The organism is Emticicia fluvialis, assembly GCF_024793945.1.
Lineage (GTDB): Bacteria > Bacteroidota > Bacteroidia > Cytophagales > Spirosomataceae > Emticicia > Emticicia fluvialis.
In genome coordinates this window covers 23015-47761 of record NZ_JANUSD010000022.1, presented here as the reverse complement: position 1 = coordinate 47761, position 24747 = coordinate 23015, and the positions used below count along the sequence as shown (strand labels likewise).

The window sequence follows — 24747 nt, the reverse complement described above, 5'->3', positions numbered from 1 at the left end:
TTGCTAAAGCCCTATATATGAGTTTTTTTTACAGAACTGGTATTTTAATATTTCTTTCGATGTCTTTTGCTTTTAGCCAGAACCCTACCAATGGCGCAAAGCTTCATATCGAAAGCGGAGTCTTTGCGTCCAGTTCAGGCAAAACACCTTTTTTGATACGCTCTAATCAGTATGGTACTGTTCCGATTGAAAACCCCATCTTTACATTAAGGGCAGGGCTTATCAAAGAATATGATTCTACCAAAACATCATCAAGCCATAAACTAAGAAAATTCTCTTACGGATACGGCATCAGCGCCGTAGCTAATGCGGGTAAAGCCAATCAGTTTTTACTTCCTGAAGCCTATCTTAAAATAAGGTTTGGCGCTTTTGAATTATACGGCGGCCGAAGAAAAGAAATTACAGGCCTGGTAGATACCGCTCTTACTATGGGTTCTTACATCTGGTCGGGCAATGCCCTACCTATTCCTAAAGTGCAAATTGGCCTGCCCAACTATGTTTCTATTCTTGGAAAAGGTCTATTTTCTGTGAAAGGGGCATTTGCCCATGGTTGGTTTGAGAACGGCCCTGTTCAGAACTTTTTTTTGCATCAGAAGCACCTGTATTTAAGAATCGGGAAACCCAACTGGCGTGTAAAATTATATGCCGGTGGTAACCATCAGGTCCAATGGGGGGGACGACCAGCTGAGCCATTTATTGACAAAAAATCAGGTGCACTTATCACAACCTATCCTTCAGATTTTGCTACATACCTAAAGATAATTTCAGGTTTAAGTATCAATAAAGGAGAGAGCAGCCTAAACTCAAACGTACCAATAAATGAAGCCTGGAACAGACCCGGAAACCATCTCGGCAGTTTTGATATTGCAGCAGAAATTAACACCCGCCTGTTTGATGTGTTTCTGTACCGGCAAAGCATTTATGAAGACGGTTCACTGTTTTACCTCAATAATATAACTGATGGACTACTTGGCGTATCTTTAAGGCGTAAATTCGTGGAGAAAGGTATAACAAGAGTTACCTTCGAATATCTGGATACCAGAAGCCAGGGAGGACCAACCGGAAGTGAAAACACAGTTCCAGAACTAAGAGGTATGGATAATTATTTCCAGAATGGTACTTATACAAGAGGTTGGACCTATTACGGCAACACCATAGGAACCCCATTGTTAGTGCCTTTGTGGACAGTAAATAAAGAAGGTTTGCCGGCAGAGCTGGTAATGCAGGATGACACCTATATACTAAACCGGGTTCAGGCGTTTTCTTTGGGTATAAGCGGGAAAGCCAAAAACATGGATTATTATACCAAAGCACTTTATAACATAAATACAGGTACTTACCCATTTGTACTAGACCGCCGGCAATTTGCCTTGCTGTGCCGGGTAAGGTACAAACTTCCTAAATTTTCTATTGTTTCTTCTGTATCATTTGATGAGGGTAATCTGTTCACAAGCACCTTAGGAGGTTACCTAGGGATACAAAGAACTCTCTTCTAACTCATCAAAGTCAAGATTTTCGTAAACTGAATTATTGCTGATAAATTCCGGAATCAGTTTTTTCATTTCTGATACAATCTGGTTATTATTGAGCGAAGCAATAGTGGTTTCCAGATGGGCAATTGCCACTTTCAGCAGGTCATAGTCTACAGGTACAACTTTGGCTATCATAATTTTTGAATGATAGGTGGGTTGTGTATTTTCGTTACTATTCAGTAGTTCTTCATACAGTTTTTCACCGGGCCTGAGTTGCGTTATTTTTATTTCAATATCTTTATCGAGCTCCAGACCAGACAACTGAATCATTTTCTTGGCAAGGTCATATATTTTCACAGGCTTGCCCATATCAAAAACATATATCTCACCACCTTTACCCATTGTACCTGCTTCAAGCACCAATTGGCATGCCTCCGGGATAGTCATAAAATATCTGATAATTTCTTTATGCGTTACCGTAACGGGGCCGCCGTTCTCTATCTGTTTTTTGAATAACGGGATAACCGAACCATTGGACCCAAGCACGTTGCCAAATCTGGTAATTATAAACCTTGTTCTGTTACCGTGGTGGCTATCCAATGCCTGCACGTACATTTCTGCCAGACGTTTGGAAGCACCCATTACATTGGTGGGATTCACGGCCTTATCGGTAGAAATCATTACAAATTTTTCAGCCTCATATTTTGAGGCAAGCTCTGCTATAATTTTTGTACCATGCACATTTACTCTAACAGCCTGATACGGACTTTTTTCCATGAGAGGCACATGCTTATATGCCGCAGCATGGAAAATCACCTGAGGTCGTTCTTCATTAAAGAGGTGATCCATTAACCCTTCATTCGTTACATCGTACACCTCTACACGTATGTCGGGCAACTGGCTGTTATCAACATTTGAGGTTCTGAGTATCTCACTCTCTAAGTCATAAAGCGCCGACTCTGCCTGGTCAATCAAAACAATTCTTCCCGGCGAAAACTTCAGCAGTTGTCGTACTAGCTCACTCCCGATTGAACCGGCAGCACCGGTAACTAGCACTTTTTTATCTTTTATAAACCTTTCTACAAAACGGTTATTAATAAATATCGGGTCACGCTCAAGCAAATCGTCAATTTCAATATTTTGTATTTGCTTGGTAGTTAATTCCCCATTTATCCACTTATCAATAGGCGGAATTGACTTAAGAATAATGCCCAGAGCAAGAAAATCTTCGGCAATTTTAGCTTTTGCTAAAGGCGTTATTTTTTCTATGGCAAAAACAACTTCCAGGTCTTCTTCTGTAGACCTTGGATTAGTAATATACTTTTCAATTGCGTCTTTTCTTGACAAAACCCTTATTCCTTCAATAGTTTTATTGGTTTTTTGTGGGTTATCATCTATAAAGCATAAGATTTTATAGCTTTTGGTTTTATCGTTAAGCAGACTATTTTTGGTTATACGCCCCAGGTCTCCGGTTCCGTAAATAATAATGGGGCTGATAGCCTTAATGTTTCTGTAAAATGTTTCATAAAGGCTTTTTACAAGGAATCTGCTGAAAATAAGCGCAAAAAGGGTAACAAAATAACTAATAATAGTTATACGAGGTGGTATACACAAATAAATGATGTTATGATAACAACCAAAATTTGACAGGAAGAATATAAATATGCTGCTTAATGATACGACCTTCACCAATAGTGTAATATCTTCTGTACTGGTGTGCCTTACTATGCCCTCATACGACTTGAAAATAATGAAAAACAGGCCGTTAATAAGCAAAACAAAAAACAAATGATATTTATAAAACTGAGGCTCTACATAAGTAAGTTCGAAATCAAAGTGAACAAAAATAGCAAGTGTAAAAGTTATGGAACATATAATAAGATCAACCAAAAAAATCAGCCATTTAGAGGCGAATTTCTCAGAATATTTTCGTGTAGAAATCGTCATAGACTCTGAATCATTAATTTTATAAATCGGAAAGCACAGCAAATTTATTATTTATCATTCAAGGCACAATCAAAAAACTCTTTTTAACACCGAAAACTTTTTAAACGGATAACCTTTGGCAACCTGTTTTAATGATAGCGCATTTTTGATTGGTTTTATACTATCAGAATGCAATAGTCAATAGAATAAATAAATTAAAAGAGAAGACTTAGGGTGTTATAAAAAAGTCAAAACCAGCGGCACTCCAATACAAACGTTCATATACGGAAGGAATAACTGATATTTAGTACATTATTAAATCTTTCAGCTAACACAAAACTTCAGCTGCCAGATAAAACCCTGCACTTGGTACACTCAAAAGCCCTGTTCTTATGCTGTGGACATAGAAAAAGGGAGCTACTTTTAAAACGGCAACTCCCTACAAAGGCTTAAATTATTTATTAGAAACCGCCTTTTTTAGTTGCTCATTTTCCAACTTCAAGGCTTTTACTTCTTTATTTAATTCAATCATATACAGCGTAAGCTCTTCTATCTTCTCCATTAATTTGGCGCTTGTTTTAGATACATCAAGGCCGTTTTTATGAAATTCTTCTGCTGACTGAACATTAGGCAGGTGCTTATTCTCTTTTATGAAAGACTCAACTTTATCAAGAGGCATTAACTCATAAGAAGGCTCAAATACATAATCGGCCCAGTCTTTAGAGCTTTTCAAGGCAACTTTTACTTTTTCAGTAATGATTCCGTCCTGAACAATAAGGCGATACTCGTTGTTGGTCGGCATGGGGAATTCAGCATCAAAATTACCTACTGCAAGAAACCCCAGGGAGCTCGACTTAGAAGAGCCCAGGTTTATTCTGACATTTTTATTGTCAAATTCTCCTTTAATAAGTGGGCTAAGGTTATCTGAGCTCATACCTTTCCATTCGCTACCATTATAGTAGTAAAACCCTGAAATTAAATCAGTTTGGTAGACCATCAACCCATTGGCAGGATTCTGAATGGAAGTACGTTGCTGCAATGACATACGGGGTATAAGAAGACCCTGGCTTGAAGACTTAATATCTAAAACGGCAGATTCATGCGGTAATGTTGTACCAATACCCACGTTACTCCTTTCTTTTTGAGCAAAGCCCACCAAAGTACTTGCAGAAAACATGGCAAGTATGCAAAATGATTTGGTAAAGATTGTTTTCATACGTGGCAAATTAAAGTTATTACTTGATTACGCGCTAATATATACAGGTTTTTACGTCAAAAAAAATATTATTTATTTTTTTTATTGATTGGGTGCTATTTTTTTAATTATTGATAAAAATACCCTTAACTGCCTGATGTTTAACTTCTTTGAAAAAACAAATTGAAACTAGGCAAGCATTTATGGTTTTAAAGTGTATCTAAGTTTGATTGAATAAGGGCAATTAATTATTCTTGAATACATTTCTTTATCTCTGAAACAATCCTTTCCAGTTCAGATACACTCAGGTTAGAGCCAGAGGGTAAACATAAACCCCTGTTAAACAATACTTCAGAAACCCCGGCCCCATAAAAAGGGGCATCAGTAAAAACAGGCTGAAGATGCATGGGTTTCCATAGGGGCCGTGATTCTATATTGTGTTTTTCCAGATGAAGTCTGATTTTTTCTCTTTTTTCATAATTCTCAAACAATATACAGGTCAACCATCTGTTTGAAAAATAATCAGAAGAAGGCTCATCAAGAAACGTTATTTCACTATTACCTTCCAACTCGTTTTTGTAATAAGTATAGTTGGCTCTTCTTTGACTTACTCTGTCATTCAATACCAACATCTGACCTCTGCCAATACCCGCACAAACATTGCTCATACGATAATTATACCCAATAGCCGAATGCTGGTAATGAGGCGCATTATCACGCGCCTGTGTAGCCAGATATCTGGAGCGGTCAATCATATCTTTCTCATCAGATACCAATGCCCCTCCACCCGACGTGGTAATAATTTTGTTGCCATTGAAAGAGTAGATGCCAAATTTACCATAAGTACCCAAACTTTTGCCTTTAAAAAAAGAGCCCAGTGCCTCTGCGGCGTCTTCAATCAGCGGAATATCATACTTACTTGCAATAGAAAGTATCTTGTCTAACTGCGCTGGCATTCCATACAAATGCACCAGAATAATAGCTTTTGGTTTTTTACCCATGGCCAACCGATTTTTAATTGCGGTTTCCAGTGCTTCGGGGTCCATATTCCAGGTTAACTCTTCAGAATCAATGAAAACCGGCGTAGCTCCCTGATAAACGATTGGGTTACAGGTAGCTGAAAAAGTAAAACTTGAGCAAAGTACTTCGTCTCCGTTGCCAACGTTGAGTAAAATTAAGGCCAGGTGAATAGCCGCTGTTCCTGAACTTAAAGCAGCGGTGTGCGCAATGCCTGTATAATTACAGATATCTTGCTCAAAGCCATTCACGTTTGGGCCTAGAGGGGCAATCCAATTTGATTCAAAAGCCTCTGTTACAAATTCTATCTCCTTATCTCCCATATGAGGAGATGACAACCATATTTTACTACTCATTTTACTAAAGTTGCTTGGTTTTCCCTTTCAAAGAATTTTTTAAAACTCAAAAGTAACATATAACTTAAACAAAATGACAACCGATTTCCAATAAACATTCTAATGGTGGAAAGTCTTAAAAACATTAGACCAACTAATTTTCAATCAAAAATTAATGGAAGTAAATCATTCATTGAAGTTAGTACATATTTAGGCAGATATTTTGTCTCAATATCAAAATCCTGTTTGTGGATGTTCTCTCCATTATCCTGAAGACAAATAGAACACCACCCTAACTCATTTGGAGTAATGAAATCTTTTTTTATATTATCTGCAATATAAAAGTAATCAGTAGCGCCGAATTGCAAAAAATGAGCGAAGTTATTTATATGGGGTTTTGAAGTTCCAAACTCTTCGGATATTACAATAGAGTCAAAATATGAATCAAGACCTAGTGCTTTAAGTTTGTTTCTTTGTGTAACAGAAAAACCATCAGTAATCAACCCCGTTTTAACTTTATTGCTTTTAAGCTCACTAAGTAAGTGACTAGTTTCTTTATCAAGCTGAATATTGGGATAGTGGTTCCTGTAAGATTCAATAAGCTTAGTAACTTCTGTTGATAGCGAGTAATTTTCAATCAAATTAGCGAAAACATTCTCTTTATTAAAATACCATGAAAGCATTTGATTATACACATGGGGGGCGTCTTTAATTGAAAAAAGGGAGTAGGCTATTGAGTAAAATGCGGATTTCAAATAGCTGATTTCTTTGTAAAGTGTATCATCCAAGTCAAAAATTACAAATTTTGAACTCATAACTGAACTATAATTTCATGGTCATACCTTAACATTAGTGTGTTTTCTTTCCAGTTATCAAAATATTCAATATCTTTTCCCAAAAGGTATTCACTGATTAAAAATCTCGGAAAGTTGGCATCTGCAAGATAGCTTAAAGGATATCCTCCACCAAAGCGTGCATTAATTTCAATCCCTATCAAATTCTTTTTTTCTAAATTATAAAAAACCTGAAACGTGATACAACCTATAGCTCCTTCAATGAAGTTTAATTTTTCTTTTACAATTTCAACAATTTCATTTTTTACCGTTAGCCCTTTGCTTATTTCACCTCCTCTGGTCTCAATTCTTCTTCTGGGAACTACACATTTTAAGAGATTATTCTTATCATAATACATATCCAATGTATATTCATCATGAAATTCGGGGTCGATGAATTCAAAAAAAAGCAGTTTAGGATTTGAAAAATGGTAAGCAGTTAATTCGTCAGCTTTACGAACGGTAAATGTATCTCTGCTAAGACTGCCATCGTAAGGTTTAATAAATATCGGAAAGTAGTTTTCTGTTTTATCAATCACTTTAGGGAACAAAATACCTTTCTCTAGAAAAAAACTATTGGTAACTCTTTTGTCTCTGCAAATATTAACAAAGCACGGGTCAGATACAATCACATTTATACCATTATCTTTGAAAAACTGCTTGTTTTTAGCAAGTATCTGGAGCTCTGTGTCAATTGTTGGAATAATAAGCTTAATATGATGTTTCAGGCAAAGCTCTAATAGTTCATTAATATAATTTTCGTCAGTTACTTTACCAACTTTAAAGTAGCCATCAGCAACATAACAAGCAGCAGATAAATCAGGATTTAAATCAACGGCAAAAACTTTGCTTTCGGGAAAAAATAGTTTTAGTTCTTTTTTAAACGCTTTAACTAGTGACACTCTTCTTCCAGCAGAAGTAATTAATAGATTATCCATTTTTAGACTTTAAATACTTAACGTTAATTGTTTGTTTTCTCTTCGATTCTAAATCTGACACTGATGCAGTCGTCTTTTAATACAATAATCAATTGAACCAACCAGATTAAGCCTATAGATTATATCTTACCCGGGAGTCAGAAATTGCTTTGCATTTTCTAAACTTAATGACTATTAATCTCTCTGGATATGCTGGTTTATTCCAACCCATTCATTTAAATCTCAACAACCGTGGCGCCGAACTCGACAGAATAAATTATAGTCTCTTTTCAACTGTTTAACAAAGAAAACACAAGTTATCATCATGCGCAGATAACTAACATCAAACCCTTGGTTTCATGAAGCCATAGTGCCCACAATTAACTAATGCCAAATGGCCATGACACATTTTTAAAAATACTTTAAGAAAAATGACTGATTGAGCTAAATAATAGTAAAAACAACAATCAGAAATCAGAGGGATAATTTGTTATTCTACCGTGATTGATAGTATCAAAATAAATTATTGCTAAAATACTATTTATTTTTGAAAATGAACATTAAAAAATCTTTACGACACGAATTAAAATAATTTAATCAACGACTTAACTTGAAAATAACTTGATTTTAGAAGGAAAAGAAAAAAACATATTAAAGTAGAAAAACCTGGGTTTATCACAGCCTTTTATCAATTATCTCTTTAGCAAGCTGGCCTTTTACATCATAAATTACTCCGGTAAAATCTCTCAGAGAATTTTGAATGGCAGACTCATTGAACTGATAATGATTTACTGCCAGTATTATGCCGTCATAATCTTTAAAATTCAAATCTTCTTTTAATTCAATTGCATAAGCCGCCTTTACTTCGTCTGCTACTGCCCAGGGGTCAAAAACATCAGTAGAAATGCCATAGTCATTCAGTTCATTTATTACATCTAACACCCTTGTATCACGGATATCCGGACAATTCTCTTTAAAGGTAATACCTAAAATCAGGACCTTTGCTTTACTTACAATTACGTTATTTTTTATCAGAAGTTTTACCGTCTCTACGGCTACATGCTTGCCCATGTAGTCATTAATCTTCCTGCCGGCAAGTATCACCTGTGGATGATACCCCAATGCCTCTGCCTTATAAGCCAGATAATACGGATTAACCCCTATACAATGGCCACCAACAAGGCCTGGCCTGAACGGAAGAAAATTCCACTTTGTCCCAGCTGCTTCAAGCACAGAAAGCGTATCAAGCCCCATTTTATCAAAAATAAGTGCCAGCTCATTCATAAAAGCTATATTGATATCCCTCTGGCAGTTTTCAATCAGTTTGGCAGCCTCAGCCACTTTAATTGATGTAGCTTTAAAAGTGCCGGCTTCAATTATAGTAGCATATAGTTTATCAACAAAGTCTGCAATTTCGGGGGTGCTTCCTGCAGTAACTTTCTTAATTTTTGTGAGTGTATGCAGTTTATCTCCAGGGTTAATCCGCTCAGGTGAATAACCACAGTAAAAGTCCTGATTATAGCGCAGGTTACTGTACCCCTCTAAAACCGGCACGCAATCTTCTTCTGTGCAACCGGGGTACACAGTGCTTTCATAAATGACAACATCGCCTTTTGACAATACCCTGCCAACCGATTGAGATGCCGCCAGCAGGTATTTTAAATCAGGCCTTTTAAAGCTGTCTATCGGTGTTGGAACAGTGATTATGTATACATTTTGCCCGCCTGGTTTTTTCTCATCGGTAACCAGTGAAGAAGAGAATGAAAGCTTGTCGGCAGACTCCAAATCTTTACTGCTTAGTTCTTTTGTTCTGTCGTATCCATTCTGAAGTTCACGGATACGATCGATATTTATATCAAAGCCTATAGTCGCAAACTTCTTCCCGAATTCCACAGCAAGCGGTAAGCCAACATATCCCAGACCCACTATTGTAATTTGTATATCGTTAAAGCGCATGATGATGAAATGGCTTGCTTGTATTGATTCTATTGGCTATTCAGAATTTCAGTTCAACTCTAATTAAAATTCTATTCGTTAGAACTGGCATTAAAGCCGATTGATTGCAAACGCAGCGACAGAGAGTAGAAAAAATAGGGTGAACCTTTTAACACACCCCTGAAAATTTTATTGCACGAGGCATTTCTTTATTGTAGCATTAGTTATCTGCTGCTATATTGTACATTAAAACACCTCTTGGTGTTTAGCACCAAGTATTATTGTAACCAGCACCATAGCTAAAGGCCGCCTTAGCTATTTATAACTTTTGAGTAATTGTTATTTCTTATCAAAGCGGCTATAAGGGCAATTAAGCCGCCTATAAATACTGCTACTAAAAGAATTAAACTTTTTCTTGGCTCACTTTTTCTGGTAGGCACTGTTGGGGGTTCTAAAACCTTAAAAACGGGTGTTTCCTGCTGAACTTTAATTTTTGCTTCCTCATATTTTTTTAAAAGTTCATTATAAAAAGTAGAAGCCATGCGGTATTCTGACTCTATTCTTTCACGCTGAATATCAGCTGATTGCAACCTCATGGTTGACTCCTGAAACTGGTCGCTGTACTGTGCCTTTTTTGTTTGGTTAAAGTAATATTTGCCTTTGGCTACATTTACCCTTTCTTCCAGAAAATCAAGGTCTTTCTGAGCCTTATCTACCCTGTAGCGCGTTACATATTGTGTAAGGTAATTCATAGCAAAATTTGCTACCTCAGCTGCCACATAAGGGTCGGGCATTTTAACAGATATATTAATAACCCCACTTTTTTTGTCAATAACCCCAACAATTCTTGCTTTCAAGGCCTGGATTCTCCGTTCGTATTTTTTACCAATTACAAGAACGCCATTTTGATTATGTGGCGCCTTGACAGTATCTTTCTGTTTTTCGTCAGATTTTTTTTCAAATTCGCCCTCATAAAACTGTTCAAAGGTTATCTTTCTGTTATCTCTGGTTACAACAGGCTGCTTGAAAAGCTCCAGAAAGAAAGGAGTACTCTTAAGAATATCCGGATACAAATCAGGCCTTACCGCCTCGGTGCCGTCTGCACTACCTATGTCTACACCGGCAAGGCTTGCAATGCCTGCTAAATTACCGAGCCGCAGCCCTCCTCTGCCCAGCATCTCGGGCAGTATTTTTCCCTGAGCAGTAAATTGTTCTTTTTGTGAAAAGCCATACCAGAGACCTATACCTGCCGAAGCCAGTATGATCATAAAAATAAGAATTTTTTCTTTCCAGATAACCTGAAAAAGGGCCTTGAAATTAAGACTAACTGTATTATTTGTTGATTCCTTCATTGGGTAATCCTTATGCTTTCTTTTTATCTTCCACTTTCTACTTCAACAACTATTGGTGCGCTCAATCAAAAAAATATCTATAAAAGCCTGATGAGCGTTAGCAACACGGCAGATAATGAAACTAAGCCAGTGCTTAATGCAATTCGCTCGGCGGTGGTCATTCTAACCCTGTTTCTTTTTGGCACCATTACGGTCATACCTGACTTTACCTTCGGATACGCCTTTATGCCTAAAAAGCTTCTGGTTCTGTCAGTGCTACCGTTAGAGTATATTACGTAGGTTTTTCTTACAAAAGCGCTGTCGGTAAAGCCCCCAGCTTGTGCTATGTAATCTCTGAAAACAAAACCCGGCTGATAAGCCACACTGGTAGGATTAAGCACCTGCCCTGCAATAGTAACCGTTTGCCTTTCTTTAGGAATCTCTATTCTGTCTCCGTTTTCCAGAAAAAGATTAGATGGGGTATTTCTGTTTTTAAGTGCCTTCTCAAAATCTACAAAAACCAGTCTGTTATCTCTGTAAAGTTTAGCGCTGGTAATATCTGATTCCTTTCTCAACCCTCCTGCCCGGTCAATAATATCTACAATGCGGTCGCTTTTATTTTCTATCGCATAACTACCCGGATAATTTACCTCACCAACTATCTGTACCGTTGGCTGGTCGTCATAATTAGGCAGATTCCGGATAAACACCTTATCGAAAGGCTTTAGTTTGGTCAAATTTTCGTTTTCCTGTACCGAGCCTAAACTAAAATTAATAATTTCAGTTGTTTTATCGTTCGATTCGTCATTATACAGCCGTCGTGCAATTTCAACGCGCTTTGAGGTGGCTCCGTCAGATAACCCTCCGGCCAGAAGAATCAGGTCTTTTACTTCCATGTTTTCTGCAAATTCATAAAAGCCCGGAATATTAACGGCCCCTTCAATATAAACCAGCCTATCTTCTCTGATTTCGCTGATAGATTTTATCAGCAACTGGTCTTCCCTCTTCAATTCTATATCACTTATTTCTCCATTCAGCAGTTTCCTTAAGTTAATTGCCTGGTATTCAGAATCAAAATTATCTTTTTTTCTTACTAAAATGGCCCGATCAGGGTAAGCATCTTCACGCAAACCCTTGGCGAACTCAATCAGTTGCCTGACAGTTTTTAGTTGACCGCCTAAGGCAAACTCACCCGGTCTCATTACTGCTCCTCTTATTGCTACTTTATTTTCGAAACGCTCAAGTATAGTGCCTATTAGAAATTGGTCACCGTTTTGGGTAATAAACTCCGGATTGGCCTGAGGGTCGAAAGTCAGGATTTTCTTCTCGCTCTGGGTATTTCTTGTTACGTTCACTGTGGCTGTGTAGGCCTTATCGGTGAAGCCTCCGGCATATTCAAGCAGGGTTTTGAAATTGTCATTCTCTTTAAGCTCAAAAATACCTTCTTTATTTACCTGCCCTGTAATTCTGACCCGGTTCTGAACTACCGGAACCAGAATGACATCCTGGTCTGTCAGGTTCATGTCATCTTCGCGGGTTCCTTTAAGCAGAAAGTTATACACATCTATTTTTTTGATAACAGCGTTGTCGCGTATTATCTGAATATTTCTTAAAGACCCTTTTTCTGTGGGGCCGCCAGATAGATACAATGCGTTAAAAGCAGTTGCCAACGAAGAGAGCGAATAAGTACCCGGGTTTTGTACTTCTCCGACAACCGTTATTTTTATAGTTCTTACATCGCCCAGTGTAACATCTACATTCAGCGTGCCGTTTCTTAAGCCCGCAAAGATAGTTTTAAGCCGGGCAACAATTTTGCCTTTTGCCTGCTCTATAGTATTGCCGTTTACATAAATGGGCTGGAGATTTTCAATTTTTATGGTGCCTTCTGGCGACACCGTAGTGCTGTAATGCTGATACGCATAGCCGGTAATATCAATTCTTAGCTCATCGTCAGGCCCGAGAACATAGTTTTTTGGCGTTGGTAGCCTCAGGTTCGGCTCAAAAGTAAGGTTTTTATTGTTGAAGAGCTGACTCCCGAATATGACGGGTCTCTTTGCAACTGAATCTTTTCTATTAACTATTTCCGGCCTCGACTCGGCAGATAATTCTTTTACATCAACGTCTCCCAATTGCTCACGGCCGCCGGTTTCTCTTTTTCTGTTCGAATCATCTGATTTCCTTGTTTTATCAACACCGGTTTTATCGTTGGTCGATTTGTTATTGAGGCGGTTTATTCTTTCTTTTACTTTGGCAATGTCCTGAGTGCTATATCCATTAGCAATAGCCATTGCCTCTATTTGTGCATCAGACAGTCCTCTTTTTTCTGCGGCTTTAATAAGTGCTTCCAGCTGCTTGTCGGTTAGTTTATCAACATTTTCGGGCATTTGTTGGGTAACCTGAGAATAAGCTACTTCCGAAATAAAAAACATTAATACCAGAACCTTAAAAATAGTTTTAAGTGAAGCCATGATTTGAATGATACGTAGGAATCTTAAATTAGGGTAAAATTAAAAAACAACAATTACGGCAAACCCATTAGCAGGCGACCATTTTACATATCTGATAAAACCCAATTTCAGCCATTGCAATCACCTATTATTCCATCCATGTGCCGGAGAATCATTAATCATCTCCGATGTGTTTTCTGTTCACAGTGAGGTTGTGTTGTCAAAGCAGAAAGATATTTTGGTTAGGCGCAGAATTAGTTTCCATTAAAGAAACACTCTGCCTGTTTTCTTTTTAAAGAATTTCAGCAACAACAAAATATATGAATATCAGATTAAATTCAACAAATATTGACCATAACCGCTTTTAACAAGGGGCTTGGCTATGGTTTCAAGCTGGCCTGCATCTATAAAGCCCATTCTGTACGCCACCTCTTCAATGCAACCAATTTTAAGGCCTTGTCTTTCTTCTATAACCTGTACAAACTGTGCGGCTTGCATTAAAGAAACAAATGTGCCGGTATCGAGCCAGGCCGTACCTCGGTTCATAATACCTACACTAAGCCTGCCACTTTCAAGATACACTTTATTGATGTCGGTAATCTCCAGTTCGCCACGCGGTGATGGTTTTATGTTTCTGGCAATTTCTACCACGTTGTTGTCATAGAAGTATAAACCCGGCACAGCAAAGTTTGACTTAGGCTTTTGAGGTTTTTCTTCAATAGATATGGCCTTACGGTTATCGTCAAACTCAATAACACCGTATCTTTCCGGGTCATGCACCTGGTAGGCAAACACAATGCCGCCGTCGGGGTTGGTGCTGCTCTGCAATAATTTGCTTAAACCGCTACCATAAAATATATTGTCGCCTAATACCAATGCCACACTGTCGTTACCGATAAAATCGGCACCTATGATAAAAGCCTGCGCCAGGCCGTCAGGCGATGGTTGTTCGGCATAGCTGAATTCACAACCTATTCTGCTCCCATCGCCCAATAACTTTTTGAAGTGAGGTAAATCATGAGGAGTAGAGATAATCAGAATCTCGCGGATTCCTGCCAACATAAGTATCGACAATGGGTAGTAAATCATTGGCTTATCATATACTGGCATTAACTGTTTACTCACAGCAAGTGTAAGCGGATGTAAACGGGTTCCAGAGCCTCCGGCGAGAATAATTCCTTTCATATGTTTAATATAAAGTAAAACGAAACTTTAAGATTTCGTGTCAGGTTAACTTAAACTGTAACGTAATCAAGAAGGTACTTTGGCGGAAAGTTAAATCTTTCTTACGTAATGGTATAGTAAATTTATAGAAAATTTATAAATAACCAGTAATTGAAAAATCCAGATTGAAGGATTAACGGGGCATCAAATACTCTGTTTGCCAGCTCAAACAAATTTTTTATGATTCGATTGACTGCAACGGAGTACCGGCTTTTAAGTCTGTATGGCTGATTTTGCCTAGCAGCCCCTCATAGTATTTAGGCGGTAGTCCGTCTCCCGGGCGAATTACCCTTAAGTTTTCTTCAGTAAATGCCTCGCCCGATTTGATATCTTTTACTACATAAATTGAGCGCTTAAACAAAAGGCTTTTCTTTTCTGATTCCTGAACACCATACTGAATAACCCCCAACGACTGCCAGGCTCTTTCGGTTTCAATCACTAACGATTTCAGTTCGTCAGGTTCTAACGAAAAAGCTGAATCTACTCCGCCTTCGGCGCGGCTCAGGCAAAAGTGTTTTTCTATAACGGTTGCCCCCAATGTTACTGCTGCACATGGTACGCCAATGCCCATGGTGTGGTCGCTCAGGCCTACTTCGCACTGAAACAAATCGCGCAGGTGTGGAATAGTACGAACATTAGAGTTTTCAGGACTGGCCGGATAGTTGCTTGTGCATTTCAGCAGCACCAGGTCTTTACAACCATTAGCCCGTAAAACAGCTACGGCTTCATCAAGGTTGGCCAGTGTACTGGCACCTGTTGACATAATGACGGGCTTTCCCGTCTGGGCAACCTTTTTCAACAGCGGGAAATGGTTGTTTTCAAAAGAAGCTATTTTATGCGCCGGTGTGCCCAGGTTTTCAAGAAAATCTACAGCCGTATCATCAAATGGGGTAGAAAAACAGATAATGTTATTGTCGGCGGCACATTTATACATGGCTTCGTGCCATTCCCAGGGGGTGTGCGCTTCTTCATACAATTCGTAAAGATTCCGGTTTTTCCAGAGCGAAGTATCGTCTTTGATATCAAAAAGCCCGCCTCTCTGGTTAATAGTTATGGTATCGGCTGTATAAGTCTGTAATTTAATGGCATCGGCCCCACATTCAGCGGCTGTCTTAATTATTTTCAGGGCTCTTTCTAAAGACTGATTATGATTGCCGCTCATTTCGGCAATTATAAATGGCTTATGGTTTTGCCCTATGCTGTAATTCGCTATTTTCATTGATTCCTCCTTGTATATAATACAGTTTCAAAGCCCTGATAATCTAAGTTTTTAGTAAACAAAAAGCCGGCACTTTTAAATGCGCCTATTGACCCTTTATTTTCGGTTTTTATATACGCCTCAATGGTGTACCCGGGGTTTTCTCTTAAAAAATACCGCACAGCCCTTGTTAGCAATTGCCCAGCCAGCCCTTTACCTCTGAATGATTTATCAATCGATACACCAACAATGCTATTTTGCTTATCGGGGTTATTTTCAAATCTTACCTGCCCTATTGGCTGTTGGCGGGCATCTTCAAAAACAAGCATCAGGCAGTTGGGGTCTTTTATTTTTTTAAGAAACCACTGCCGGTGATTTTCAAGTACCACCGGCTGGCTGTTAAAAGATTGTTTCCGTACCTCTTCGTCATTAGTCCAGTTAAAATAGCGCATCAAATCGGCTTCATTGGCTGTTCTGATATTGATATCATTAAACTTTGAATGAATAAGCACATCAATAAATTTACCTTTAAACAAGCAGTGGCCTGGCAATGTGGCTTCTAACTGGTAATTACTTTTTTCAATAGCCACATACAAATGAGGCCTCAAATTAAAGGCATAAGTAAATATTTTATGCAGATTCAGCTCTTCAAAAGCAACTTTTTCAATTAAAGAAAGATACGTACGCCAGTGAAATTCGAAAAAATCTTTTTCGAGGCTGGTTTTCATGATAAACGATATCTCAGCGTGCCTGTCTGTCCAGTTAATATGTACCAATCCACCATAGCCAATGCAGGTGTCATTTTCAAGATAAGAGAAAAGCAACTGAGCTGGTTTGGCTGTTTCAAACAATTGAGCCACCACCTTATCGAAATACCATTCCTGCTGCTGAGTAGTAAGCGGGGCGGCCTGCCTTAAATGATAAATCTGCTCATTCCGCCACTGCATTATGTCATATTTATCCTGGTCTCGCAGAGGCACAATGGTATATTTTTCAGAACCAAATATCTGTTGCGTCAGGCAGGCATATTTTCTCATGGATTCATCAGTCTAAATTTCAGTTCAGCCAGTTTCCAGTCGGTTTCATTGTCAATGTCTTGTCCTTCAAGCTCGCTTATTTCAACCGCTCCTGAATTAGAGGTAATCAGTTTCTGGCTTTTCAGAAAAGAACTTACATGAAAGAAATAGAATTGCCCCGCGTCATGATAGGTCTGGGGTAAATCCTGAGAGCGGGTAAGGGCATGTTGTGGCTCTACCCAACTGATTTGGTTGTCTTCTTTATAAAAAGCACGCTGAATTGGAAACGAAAAACGCTGAACAGGCAAGACGGTATCAAACCCATTGGCATTAAGCAGCGCATAAGCCTCCTTTAGCTTTTGAACAGAGGTAAAGGGGGCAGTGGGGTAGATGCAACACCCGTACTGATAGCTTTTATTTATGGCTTGGTATTGGGTTAGCACCTCTGTTAATACAGCGGCGGTTGTGGCATAGTCATTGGCGTTTGCCGCCGACCGGAGAAAAGGGACACTGGCGCCAAATTGCCGGCTGACAGAGGCAATTTCGCTATCATCAGTAGATACCATTACCTCATCAAACAAACCACTTTTTAATGCCGCCTTTATGGAATAGGCAATAATAGGCTCTCCGCAAAAGTCTTTTACGTTTTTTCGAGGAATCCGCTTGCTTCCTCCTCTTGCCGGAATAATAGCTATATTGCCCATGTGCCTGTCAGTCTTTTTTCTGCATTAAAAACCATGTGATGTCATCCTGAGGGAACGCCGGGTCTCTTCTATAAACAAAGCCGTAATCTACCAGGCTTAAATCAGGGTATTTCTCTAGCATTTCTCCGGCAAAATCTCGTTTGAAGAGCCTGTCTGTATGCCCGCGGTAGTTAATTGAGACCGGAGACGGGTTGTAATATTCACAAATGAGAATGTACCTGCCCGAGGCTTCATAGAGTTTCTGGTAAATGACAGGCAACACCTCAGGGTTGATATGAATCAAGACCCCTTTTATAAGCGCAACCTCATATTTTTTTACCGGCTCATACTCAAGAATAGAACCTTGAAAGACGTTCTCAGAACCTATAACTTTTCTTAATTCACCCGCAGCTTCTTCATTAATTTCAATACCTCCTAAATCAATGCCCGGATACAAAGCCTTGATGGCTCTGAGGTTCATACCGATATTAGCGCCAAACTCTATAAGAGATTTGGGTTTGCCTGCCTGATGCAAAGCTTTTACAAAGAAGTTGAGGTTAGACGCCAGATACTCCTGACTTTGATTACGCTGAATGTACTCATTACCAAAGCTACCCGCCCAAAACTCTTCCTGCGGTGTGATATAATTCTTTTCTATCATGGTTGGGTGTTCAGAAAATTAAGGATGGAATCTATAACAAAGTTTTGCTCGTCGGTTGTAAGGGTATGGTACATCGGAATACTCAAACAGCGCTCGTAATATGATTCTGCCATTGGTCTGTCGCCTTCTTTCCAGCCTAAATCACGATAATAAGGCATAATATGCGAGGGTACGTAGTGTATCTGAGCCATAATTTTATGCGCGTGCAGATGGTTGTACAAGCCCAGGCGGTTGTCTACCTCTATTACATACAGGTGATAGGCATGGCCTTCTACAACACCCGAATGCCCCCTAATGAAAGGACAATCTCTGAAGGCCGCATCGTACCGGGCTGCAATGGCTCTTCTGCTGGCCAGATTGTGGTCAATTCTTTGTAACTGACTGCTGCCTAGCGCTGCCTGGAAATCGGTAATTCTGTAATTATACCCAAGCGACTGCATTTCCATATACCAGCCGGGGTAAGCGTCTGCTCCGCCCGCCAGCTCAATGCTGTTGGTGTATAAGTTGGTATCGCGCACGATACCGTGTGTTCTTAACTGAAGCAGTTTTTTGTACAGTTCTTCGTCATTGGTGGTTATCATGCCCCCTTCTCCGCAGGCAATGTGTTTAACCGGGTGAAACGAGAAAACTGCCAGGTCGGCAAAATTACCATTTCCACAAGATTGATTTACACCGTTTGAATCTTTGAAAAATGCACCCGGCGCATGGCAGGCGTCTTCAATTATCCAGAGGTTATATTCATCGGCCAGTTTCCGGAACTCTTCCATGTTAACGGCTCTGCCTGCAAAATCGACCGGGATAATTCCGGTATATGTTCCTTCTGGCGCGTTTTCCAGTAATGCTCTTACAGCGTTGATATCTAGCAGATAGGTTTCAGGGTCAATATCACCAAACACTATTTCGCCACCACAATAACGTACACAATTAGACGACGCCACAAAAGTAATGGGTGTGGCAATAACCTTTTGCCCCTCTTTTACACCCAATGCCAAAGTACATAAGTGCAGAGCTGCTGTGCCGTTTGAAACCGCCACGGCATAACGTGCGCCAATAAACCGGGCAAAGTTATCTTCAAACTCTTTTATTTTAGGCCCCTGTGTCAGATACGGACTTTTAAGGGTTTCAATAACAACGGCTATATCTTCTTCAGTTATATGTTGTTTTCCGTAGGGAATGACATTCATTTAAACACTAAAGTTTGAGTCTACATGTTCTTTAATCAATTTTCTCAGGCTCTCAACTGTTTCCCATTCTGTGTTTTCAGCAGATGTGTACCTGAAGCCCACCGGTACCTTTTGCGCATTAAACGCGGCCGTAAAATCTTCAATTTTCCATTTATGCATAGAAGGCAGAATGGTAAAATACTTACCCAGATCGTAGGTCAGGAACGAGTCTGACTCGGTAATCATTTCTTCATGAATTTTCTCGCCGGGTCTTATTCCAACAATTTTTGTTTCGCATTCAGGCGCTATGGCCTCAGCCACATCCAGAATACGGTATGAAGGAATCTTCGGTATAAAAATTTCGCCTCCCCAGGCGTGTTCCAACGCATGCATGACCATGTCTACTCCACCTTGCAGAGAGATATTGAAGCGGGTCATGTTGGGGTCTGTAATAGGAATAATTCCTTCTTTACGCTTATTCATAAAGAAGGGAATAACCGAACCGTTTGACCCCATTACGTTGCCATAACGAACTACCGAAAACCGGATGGGGTTCCAGCCTTTTATGTTATTGGCTGCCACAAATAGTTTGTCTGATGCCAGCTTGGTGGCTCCGTAAAGATTGATAGGTGCACAGGCTTTGTCTGTCGATAAAGCCACTACCCTTTCTACATCTGTTTCCAGGCAGGCATTGATAACGTTCTCTGCACCTAAAACATTGGTTTTTACACATTCCATAGGGTTATACTCTGCAATGTGCACGTGTTTCATGGCTGCGGCATGAATCACGTAATCAACCCCACGTAAGGCTCGCTTCAGGCGTTCAAAATCACGTACATCGCCTATAAAGTACCTCATTTGCGGATACTTGCTGTCGGGGTATTCCTGCGCCATCTGAAATTGTTTTTGCTCATCTCTGGAAAAGATGATTAATTTCTTTATTTCAGGATGCCTGCTTAATATATGCTTAGTAAGCGCTTTACCTAACGAGCCTGTTCCTCCGGTAATAAGGATTGATTTATCTTTCAGCGTAAATGACATAGAATGTTTAAGTTTGGCTCAAAAAATATCAAAGGTGAATTTATGATATAACCCTGATGATATTTTTTAACAGTTCACTGACACATGAGTGCATGAAGGCGCAAAATTAGTTAAGATTGAACGAAAAAAGAACAGAACCGCCAACTACTTCTATTGATACACGGTATTGGCAGAGGATTTGATTCAATAATCAGAAACTGGCATCATAAAACATATAAAGCATTTTGAAAAACCCATTACGGCTTTTACGGTGTGATATAAACAAAAAGCAGTAGCAATTTTTGAATTACTACTGCTTTTTAAAGCAATATCTGATTGTAAGGGCCTGATTATTAATACCTGATGGCACCCTGGTACTATTCTAAAGAAACGCCATAACAAACCGTGCGTGATATGCTTTGGTAAGTACCGCAAATTAATACGCCATCGTCTCCATTTTCTTTTGCGTTTTTGATGGCTTCTTTAAATTCGCTGACCGATTTAATTTTGCGCTCTCCTACTTTCAAAACAATAAATCCTTCACGCATTTCGGTATAATCGGCAATATCGCCATCATAAATTCTTTTTACTACTACACCGCCCTGAACACCCAGTTTTTGTTTTTCTGCCGGCGTTAGGTCAGACAGCTCTACCCCTAGTTTTTCAAAAGCTCTGTCGGCTTCAACAGCTTCTTTTTTCAGAATGTCGCGTCCGCCGTCTCGGTTACGTAGCACTACATCAAAATCTTTTGGTTTGCCGTCACGTATTACGGTAACCATTGCTGATTCACCCGGACGTTTACGACCAATCATTTCCTGTAATCTTGGGCCGCTTTTGGTTTCAACACCATCAACTTTCACAATTACGTCACCTTTTTTGATACCTGCGGCTTTAGCAGCGCCGTTTTCAATTACGTCAGCTACATAGATACCCGATGTTTCTTTTGAACCAACTTCTTCAGCTCTTTTGCCGTCAAGCTCCAACAGGTTAATGCCTAAGTATCCGCGTTGAACATTACCGTATTTCACGATGTCGGCAGTTACTTTTTTCACAATGCTTGAAGGCACCGCAAATGCATAACCTGCATAAGCGCCGTTAGGGCTGGCTATGGCAGTATTAATACCTATTAACTCACCTTTCAGGTTCACCAAAGCCCCTCCACTGTTGCCGGGATTCACGGCGGCATCAGTCTGAATAAATGATTCAATGGCGTCTGATGTTCTTTGCTGGCGGTCGTCGCTGTTACGTCTGAACATTTGTTGTTTTTGCGCCAGAATACCAATATTGCGGCCTTTGGCACTTACAATACCTGCTGTTACTGTTGACTCGAGATTGAAAGGGTTACCTACGGCCAATACCCACTCGCCAACTTTTACGTTATCTGAGTTGGCAAACGACATGGCAGGAAAACCACTGCCATCTATTTTAATAACAGCGATGTCTGTTGAAGGGTCAGTACCCAGCACTTTGGCTTTGTAGGTTTTGTGGTCTGAAGTAATAACCTCCAGCTCGTCAGCTCCTTCTACTACGTGGTTGTTTGTGGCAATGTAGCCATCTGCCGCTATAATTACTCCAGAACCTGAAGATTCCTGTTGCTGGCTTCCGCCCCGGGGGACTCCGAAACCGAATGGGGAATCATCGCCGAATAAATCATCAAACATAGAGCGTTGCTGACGCACCATACGAGACGACTTGGCCTTGATGTGTACTACTGATGGTGTTGAAAGTTCTGCTGCATAGGTAAAGTCGCCGGGAACGGCCGCTCCGCCTGAATAGTTAGCTAGTCTGTTGATAGCAGGAGTTGAAGATGACTCATTAAAAATAACATCTTTTCCTTCAAGGCCCAACATACGATAACCACCTATGGTAACGATACTACTTGCAATAGCAATACCGATTGTTTTTAATGTGTTGTTCATAGTTCTGGAAGCTAATTTAAAACTGAATTATTCTGATTACACTGACCGGAAACCGGTCATTAGTAAAATATTATCAAATCCTGTCTTCTTTCTTTTAGGGTACAAATAAAATTATACTATTGCTTTGTACAAATTTAACGCAAAAGTATTTATGATAATTCGTAGCCGGCGGTATTTTTAACAAATTTTAACTAGGGGTATTGCAGTATGCAACAAAAGGCAAGAAACCTTGCAGAATCTTGCCTTTGTTGTAAATATTACTTTAATTAAGCTATTTCAATCAGGCGAGGCTCTTTTGGTTTTGCCTCTTCTTTTTTGGGCAATTCAAGCGCTAAAACGCCATCATTATATGCTGCTGCAATTTTTTCGCTGTCTACAGTTTTCGGTAATGTAAACGAACGCTTGAATGAAGAGTAGTTAAACTCTTTGCGTGTGTACTTACCGTTGTTCTGGGTTTGTTCTGTTTCACTTTTTTGTTCAACTGAAATGGTCAATACATTTTCATGAACATTGATTTTGAAATCTTCTTTTTTTAATCCCGGAGCAGCCAGTTCTAGTTTATATAAGTTTTCGTTCTCCAGGACGTTAACAGCCGGGAATGAATGTTGGTGTGTTGGCGCAACGCGCTCAAAGTCGTTCAAAAAGTTTTCTAATAATGATGGGAATGCAGGTGCGAAACTTCTAACTAATGTTGCCATGGTTTTATAAATTTAATATTGTTTAACATTTTTATTTGCCACTCCGTTGTGGCTACGGATTCGTAATATACAATTTGTGTACCACCCGTAAAACAATGACAAAGTGGCTGCATACCGCATTTTACACGTTATTTTTCATGCCAATTTGACACATACCCTGTTTTGAACACTGCTAAAACGGCATAAAAAAAATAGTGGAACCGGTCTGTGACCAATTCCACTATGCCAAATGCTTTTTTACCTGACTTATTACGTTTATTATCTCATTTAAGAAAGTACTTAAAACAAACTGGTTTGCATAAATTCCGGATAGGTGTATGGCTTTAGTACAGCGGGTGTGTCAGAATTTTTTTCTGTGATATGCCTGCCAATGGTGTAAGCATCCATTTTATGCGCATCAAAGGGCTTCATAAATGCCTGAATGGAGGTAGCATCAAATCCGCCGGTGAGCCAGTCATTCTCTGTTTCTTCGGTTAATATTACCGGCATTCGTTGTTTCAGATTATGGATTCTGGCCATCAGCGGATTGGCCTCTGTAGTAAGAATAGAAAACGTGTCTTTGGTGGCTCCGGTGTCATGGTCTGTCCAGGTATCCCATATTCCAGCCATACTAAAAACTTCACCGCTTTTGAGATAAATAAAATATGGGTATTTTTTTCCTTTAATGTCCTGCCATTCAAAATAACCTGTAGCTGGTATCAGACAATGTCTTCTGCGGGCTGCGTCTTCAAAAGATGGTTTTTCAAATATACTTTCAATGCGGGCATTTATGGTATTCTTCTTTAGTTCGTCTGCCTGCAAGTTGCTTCTGGCCCATGATGGAATCAGCCCCCAATGCATCAATTGCAGTGCATCTGGCTCAATACCAGTAATAACCGGCCATACCTGGTAGTTATAAGCATTGTTATGATACACCGGTAGCAGCTCTTTGATTTTTTGCCAACTCTGAAGCCGGTACCTTTCGGCAATTACCTGTGGTTTTTGATTAAGCGATAAATGACTGCACATAGCTACATTTAAATAAATTAGGCCTGAATACAAAGGGCGCCAGTAAATCAATGCTGATGGCCGGGCTTTAAAACCGCCCTGTAAACACAAAAGGCACCCGTTAAGTGCCTTTTTTGTTTTGAGATGCCTTGCAGGCAGAGGTATTGAGCGCCGCCCTGCACATATTTAAATAGACTTTGGTGGTTGAGAGAACCTAATCTCCAACCCTCTGTCTAACTTGTTTTTAACAACTTTAATGCTCACCTGCCCTGCAGGTTTGATGGCCCATACCAGACTAGGATTCTCAGAAACCGGTTTTCCGTACCTGACCGTAAACAAGTCAGACAGCTCCCGTTTGAGTTTTTCATTGGTGTCGTCGGTATTCATGTAAATATCAAGACCAATACCCGAAACGCGATTCTGGCTGTTTTTTTCATACAGTATATCTACCGTTTCAAGGTTTTCGGTGTCAAAAGAATAACCCAGATGAGATTCATCCTCTTCAAAGAGCTCAACAGTTTCTTTTTTCCTGACATCTTCAATTGAGTCGCCGAATTTTACACCTCTAAGCAATCCTTCGCCAGTACCCATAATTGTACGCGCCAGATTCTGAACATTAGTGGTTGCAGGCGCATCTGTTGGTTGCACTTCTTTTGATTCCACTTTTTGGTTTTCTTGGGGGTTACTACAAGCAAGGATGAACAAAATTAATACAAAAATGTAGACTTTCATGGATTTGTTTGAATTATAACAATATTTATTGTTCCGTA

General features: G+C 39.6%; 20 protein-coding genes. 1 reads left to right on the top strand and 19 read right to left on the bottom strand.

The annotated features are described in order from the left end of the window. Positions 1–17: 17 nt before the first annotated feature. A complete protein-coding gene (locus NZ848_RS20230; RefSeq protein ID WP_259017030.1) occupies positions 18–1496 on the top strand; it encodes a capsule assembly Wzi family protein in 1479 nt (492 codons plus the stop codon). On the opposite strand, the gene NZ848_RS20225 is transcribed toward NZ848_RS20230, so the two are convergent. From NZ848_RS20225 to NZ848_RS20135, 19 genes are all read right to left on the bottom strand, one after another. Continuing rightward, complete coding sequence (locus NZ848_RS20225; RefSeq protein WP_259017029.1) at positions 1470–3419, bottom strand: polysaccharide biosynthesis protein; 1950 nt, start codon at positions 3417–3419, stop codon at positions 1470–1472. The genes NZ848_RS20230 and NZ848_RS20225 overlap by 27 nt on opposite strands. 433 nt (positions 3420–3852) lie before the next feature. Then, entirely contained in the window at positions 3853–4614 is a 762-nt protein-coding gene (locus NZ848_RS20220) for a hypothetical protein (RefSeq protein ID WP_259017028.1), read from the bottom strand. 227 nt (positions 4615–4841) lie between these two features. Next, the gene (locus NZ848_RS20215) at positions 4842–5966 is read right to left on the bottom strand and encodes a DegT/DnrJ/EryC1/StrS family aminotransferase (protein ID WP_259017027.1); all 1125 of its coding nucleotides are present in this window, start codon (positions 5964–5966) and stop codon (positions 4842–4844) included. Between the two features lie 140 nt (positions 5967–6106). Next, positions 6107–6760, bottom strand: a complete 654-nt coding sequence (locus tag NZ848_RS20210) for an HAD family hydrolase (protein WP_259017026.1) — start codon at positions 6758–6760, stop codon at positions 6107–6109. Beyond that, entirely contained in the window at positions 6757–7716 is a 960-nt protein-coding gene (locus NZ848_RS20205; RefSeq protein ID WP_253532272.1) for an ATP-grasp domain-containing protein, read from the bottom strand. Before NZ848_RS20205 ends, NZ848_RS20210 begins: the two co-directional genes overlap by 4 nt. A 654-nt stretch (positions 7717–8370) precedes the next feature. Beyond that, a complete protein-coding gene (locus NZ848_RS20200; RefSeq protein ID WP_309600844.1) occupies positions 8371–9651 on the bottom strand; it encodes a nucleotide sugar dehydrogenase in 1281 nt (426 codons plus the stop codon). 290 nt (positions 9652–9941) lie between these two features. Then, positions 9942–10982, bottom strand: a complete 1041-nt coding sequence (locus NZ848_RS20195; protein WP_253532270.1) for a Wzz/FepE/Etk N-terminal domain-containing protein — start codon at positions 10980–10982, stop codon at positions 9942–9944. Positions 10983–11059: 77 nt separating this feature from the next. After that, positions 11060–13429: an SLBB domain-containing protein gene (locus tag NZ848_RS20190; RefSeq protein WP_259017025.1), complete on the bottom strand. Its 2370-nt coding sequence runs from the start codon at positions 13427–13429 to the stop codon at positions 11060–11062. 306 nt (positions 13430–13735) lie between these two features. Next, positions 13736–14593: a glucose-1-phosphate thymidylyltransferase RfbA gene (rfbA, locus tag NZ848_RS20185; RefSeq protein WP_101728218.1), complete on the bottom strand. Its 858-nt coding sequence runs from the start codon at positions 14591–14593 to the stop codon at positions 13736–13738. 217 nt (positions 14594–14810) lie between these two features. Further along, complete coding sequence (pseI, locus tag NZ848_RS20180) at positions 14811–15851, bottom strand: pseudaminic acid synthase (protein ID WP_259017024.1); 1041 nt, start codon at positions 15849–15851, stop codon at positions 14811–14813. Beyond that, on the bottom strand, positions 15848–16867 hold the full coding sequence (locus tag NZ848_RS20175; RefSeq protein WP_259017023.1) for a GNAT family N-acetyltransferase: 1020 nt from the start codon (positions 16865–16867) through the stop codon (positions 15848–15850). Before NZ848_RS20175 ends, pseI begins: the two co-directional genes overlap by 4 nt. After that, positions 16864–17550, bottom strand: coding sequence for a pseudaminic acid cytidylyltransferase (gene pseF, locus NZ848_RS20170; RefSeq protein ID WP_259017022.1), 687 nt, complete (start codon positions 17548–17550; stop codon positions 16864–16866). The genes NZ848_RS20175 and pseF overlap by 4 nt, the downstream gene beginning before the upstream one ends. A 7-nt stretch (positions 17551–17557) precedes the next feature. Next, positions 17558–18190: a pseudaminic acid biosynthesis-associated methylase gene (locus tag NZ848_RS20165; RefSeq protein ID WP_259017021.1), complete on the bottom strand. Its 633-nt coding sequence runs from the start codon at positions 18188–18190 to the stop codon at positions 17558–17560. Further along, positions 18187–19374: a UDP-4-amino-4,6-dideoxy-N-acetyl-beta-L-altrosamine transaminase gene (gene pseC, locus NZ848_RS20160; protein WP_259017020.1), complete on the bottom strand. Its 1188-nt coding sequence runs from the start codon at positions 19372–19374 to the stop codon at positions 18187–18189. Before pseC ends, NZ848_RS20165 begins: the two co-directional genes overlap by 4 nt. Then, positions 19375–20394 (bottom strand): UDP-N-acetylglucosamine 4,6-dehydratase (inverting), encoded by a 1020-nt coding sequence (gene pseB / locus NZ848_RS20155; RefSeq protein ID WP_253532248.1) that lies wholly within the window; start codon positions 20392–20394, stop codon positions 19375–19377. A gap of 356 nt (positions 20395–20750) precedes the next feature. After that, positions 20751–22292, bottom strand: coding sequence for a Do family serine endopeptidase (locus NZ848_RS20150; protein WP_253532241.1), 1542 nt, complete (start codon positions 22290–22292; stop codon positions 20751–20753). Between the two features lie 266 nt (positions 22293–22558). Then, a complete protein-coding gene (locus NZ848_RS20145; RefSeq protein WP_101728226.1) occupies positions 22559–22990 on the bottom strand; it encodes an Hsp20/alpha crystallin family protein in 432 nt (143 codons plus the stop codon). A gap of 279 nt (positions 22991–23269) precedes the next feature. Continuing rightward, positions 23270–23998, bottom strand: a complete 729-nt coding sequence (locus NZ848_RS20140) for an SOS response-associated peptidase (protein WP_253532239.1) — start codon at positions 23996–23998, stop codon at positions 23270–23272. 165 nt (positions 23999–24163) lie between these two features. Further along, a complete protein-coding gene (locus tag NZ848_RS20135; RefSeq protein WP_143706146.1) occupies positions 24164–24640 on the bottom strand; it encodes a hypothetical protein in 477 nt (158 codons plus the stop codon). Positions 24641–24747 lie beyond the last annotated feature (107 nt).

Bases quoted from the DNA above. Each gene is read 5' to 3' on its own strand.
- NZ848_RS20230 (WP_259017030.1), top strand. From the start codon at position 18: ATGAGTTTTTTTTACAGAACTGGTATTTTAATATTTCTTTCGATGTCT.
- pseI (WP_259017024.1), bottom strand. From the start codon at position 15,851: ATGAAAATAGCGAATTACAGCATAGGGCAAAACCATAAGCCATTTATA.
- NZ848_RS20150 (WP_253532241.1), bottom strand. From the start codon at position 22,292: ATGAACAACACATTAAAAACAATCGGTATTGCTATTGCAAGTAGTATC.
- NZ848_RS20140 (WP_253532239.1), bottom strand. From the start codon at position 23,998: ATGTGCAGTCATTTATCGCTTAATCAAAAACCACAGGTAATTGCCGAA.
- NZ848_RS20175 (WP_259017023.1), bottom strand. From the start codon at position 16,867: ATGAGAAAATATGCCTGCCTGACGCAACAGATATTTGGTTCTGAAAAA.
- NZ848_RS20205 (WP_253532272.1), bottom strand. From the start codon at position 7,716: ATGGATAATCTATTAATTACTTCTGCTGGAAGAAGAGTGTCACTAGTT.
- NZ848_RS20200 (WP_309600844.1), bottom strand. From the start codon at position 9,651: ATGCGCTTTAACGATATACAAATTACAATAGTGGGTCTGGGATATGTT.
- rfbA (WP_101728218.1), bottom strand. From the start codon at position 14,593: ATGAAAGGAATTATTCTCGCCGGAGGCTCTGGAACCCGTTTACATCCG.
- NZ848_RS20215 (WP_259017027.1), bottom strand. From the start codon at position 5,966: ATGAGTAGTAAAATATGGTTGTCATCTCCTCATATGGGAGATAAGGAG.
- NZ848_RS20225 (WP_259017029.1), bottom strand. From the start codon at position 3,419: ATGACGATTTCTACACGAAAATATTCTGAGAAATTCGCCTCTAAATGG.
- NZ848_RS20195 (WP_253532270.1), bottom strand. From the start codon at position 10,982: ATGAAGGAATCAACAAATAATACAGTTAGTCTTAATTTCAAGGCCCTT.
- pseC (WP_259017020.1), bottom strand. From the start codon at position 19,374: ATGAATGTCATTCCCTACGGAAAACAACATATAACTGAAGAAGATATA.
- NZ848_RS20210 (WP_259017026.1), bottom strand. From the start codon at position 6,760: ATGAGTTCAAAATTTGTAATTTTTGACTTGGATGATACACTTTACAAA.
- NZ848_RS20145 (WP_101728226.1), bottom strand. From the start codon at position 22,990: ATGGCAACATTAGTTAGAAGTTTCGCACCTGCATTCCCATCATTATTA.
- NZ848_RS20220 (WP_259017028.1), bottom strand. From the start codon at position 4,614: ATGAAAACAATCTTTACCAAATCATTTTGCATACTTGCCATGTTTTCT.
- NZ848_RS20190 (WP_259017025.1), bottom strand. From the start codon at position 13,429: ATGGCTTCACTTAAAACTATTTTTAAGGTTCTGGTATTAATGTTTTTT.
- pseF (WP_259017022.1), bottom strand. From the start codon at position 17,550: ATGGGCAATATAGCTATTATTCCGGCAAGAGGAGGAAGCAAGCGGATT.
- NZ848_RS20165 (WP_259017021.1), bottom strand. From the start codon at position 18,190: ATGATAGAAAAGAATTATATCACACCGCAGGAAGAGTTTTGGGCGGGT.
- pseB (WP_253532248.1), bottom strand. From the start codon at position 20,394: ATGTCATTTACGCTGAAAGATAAATCAATCCTTATTACCGGAGGAACA.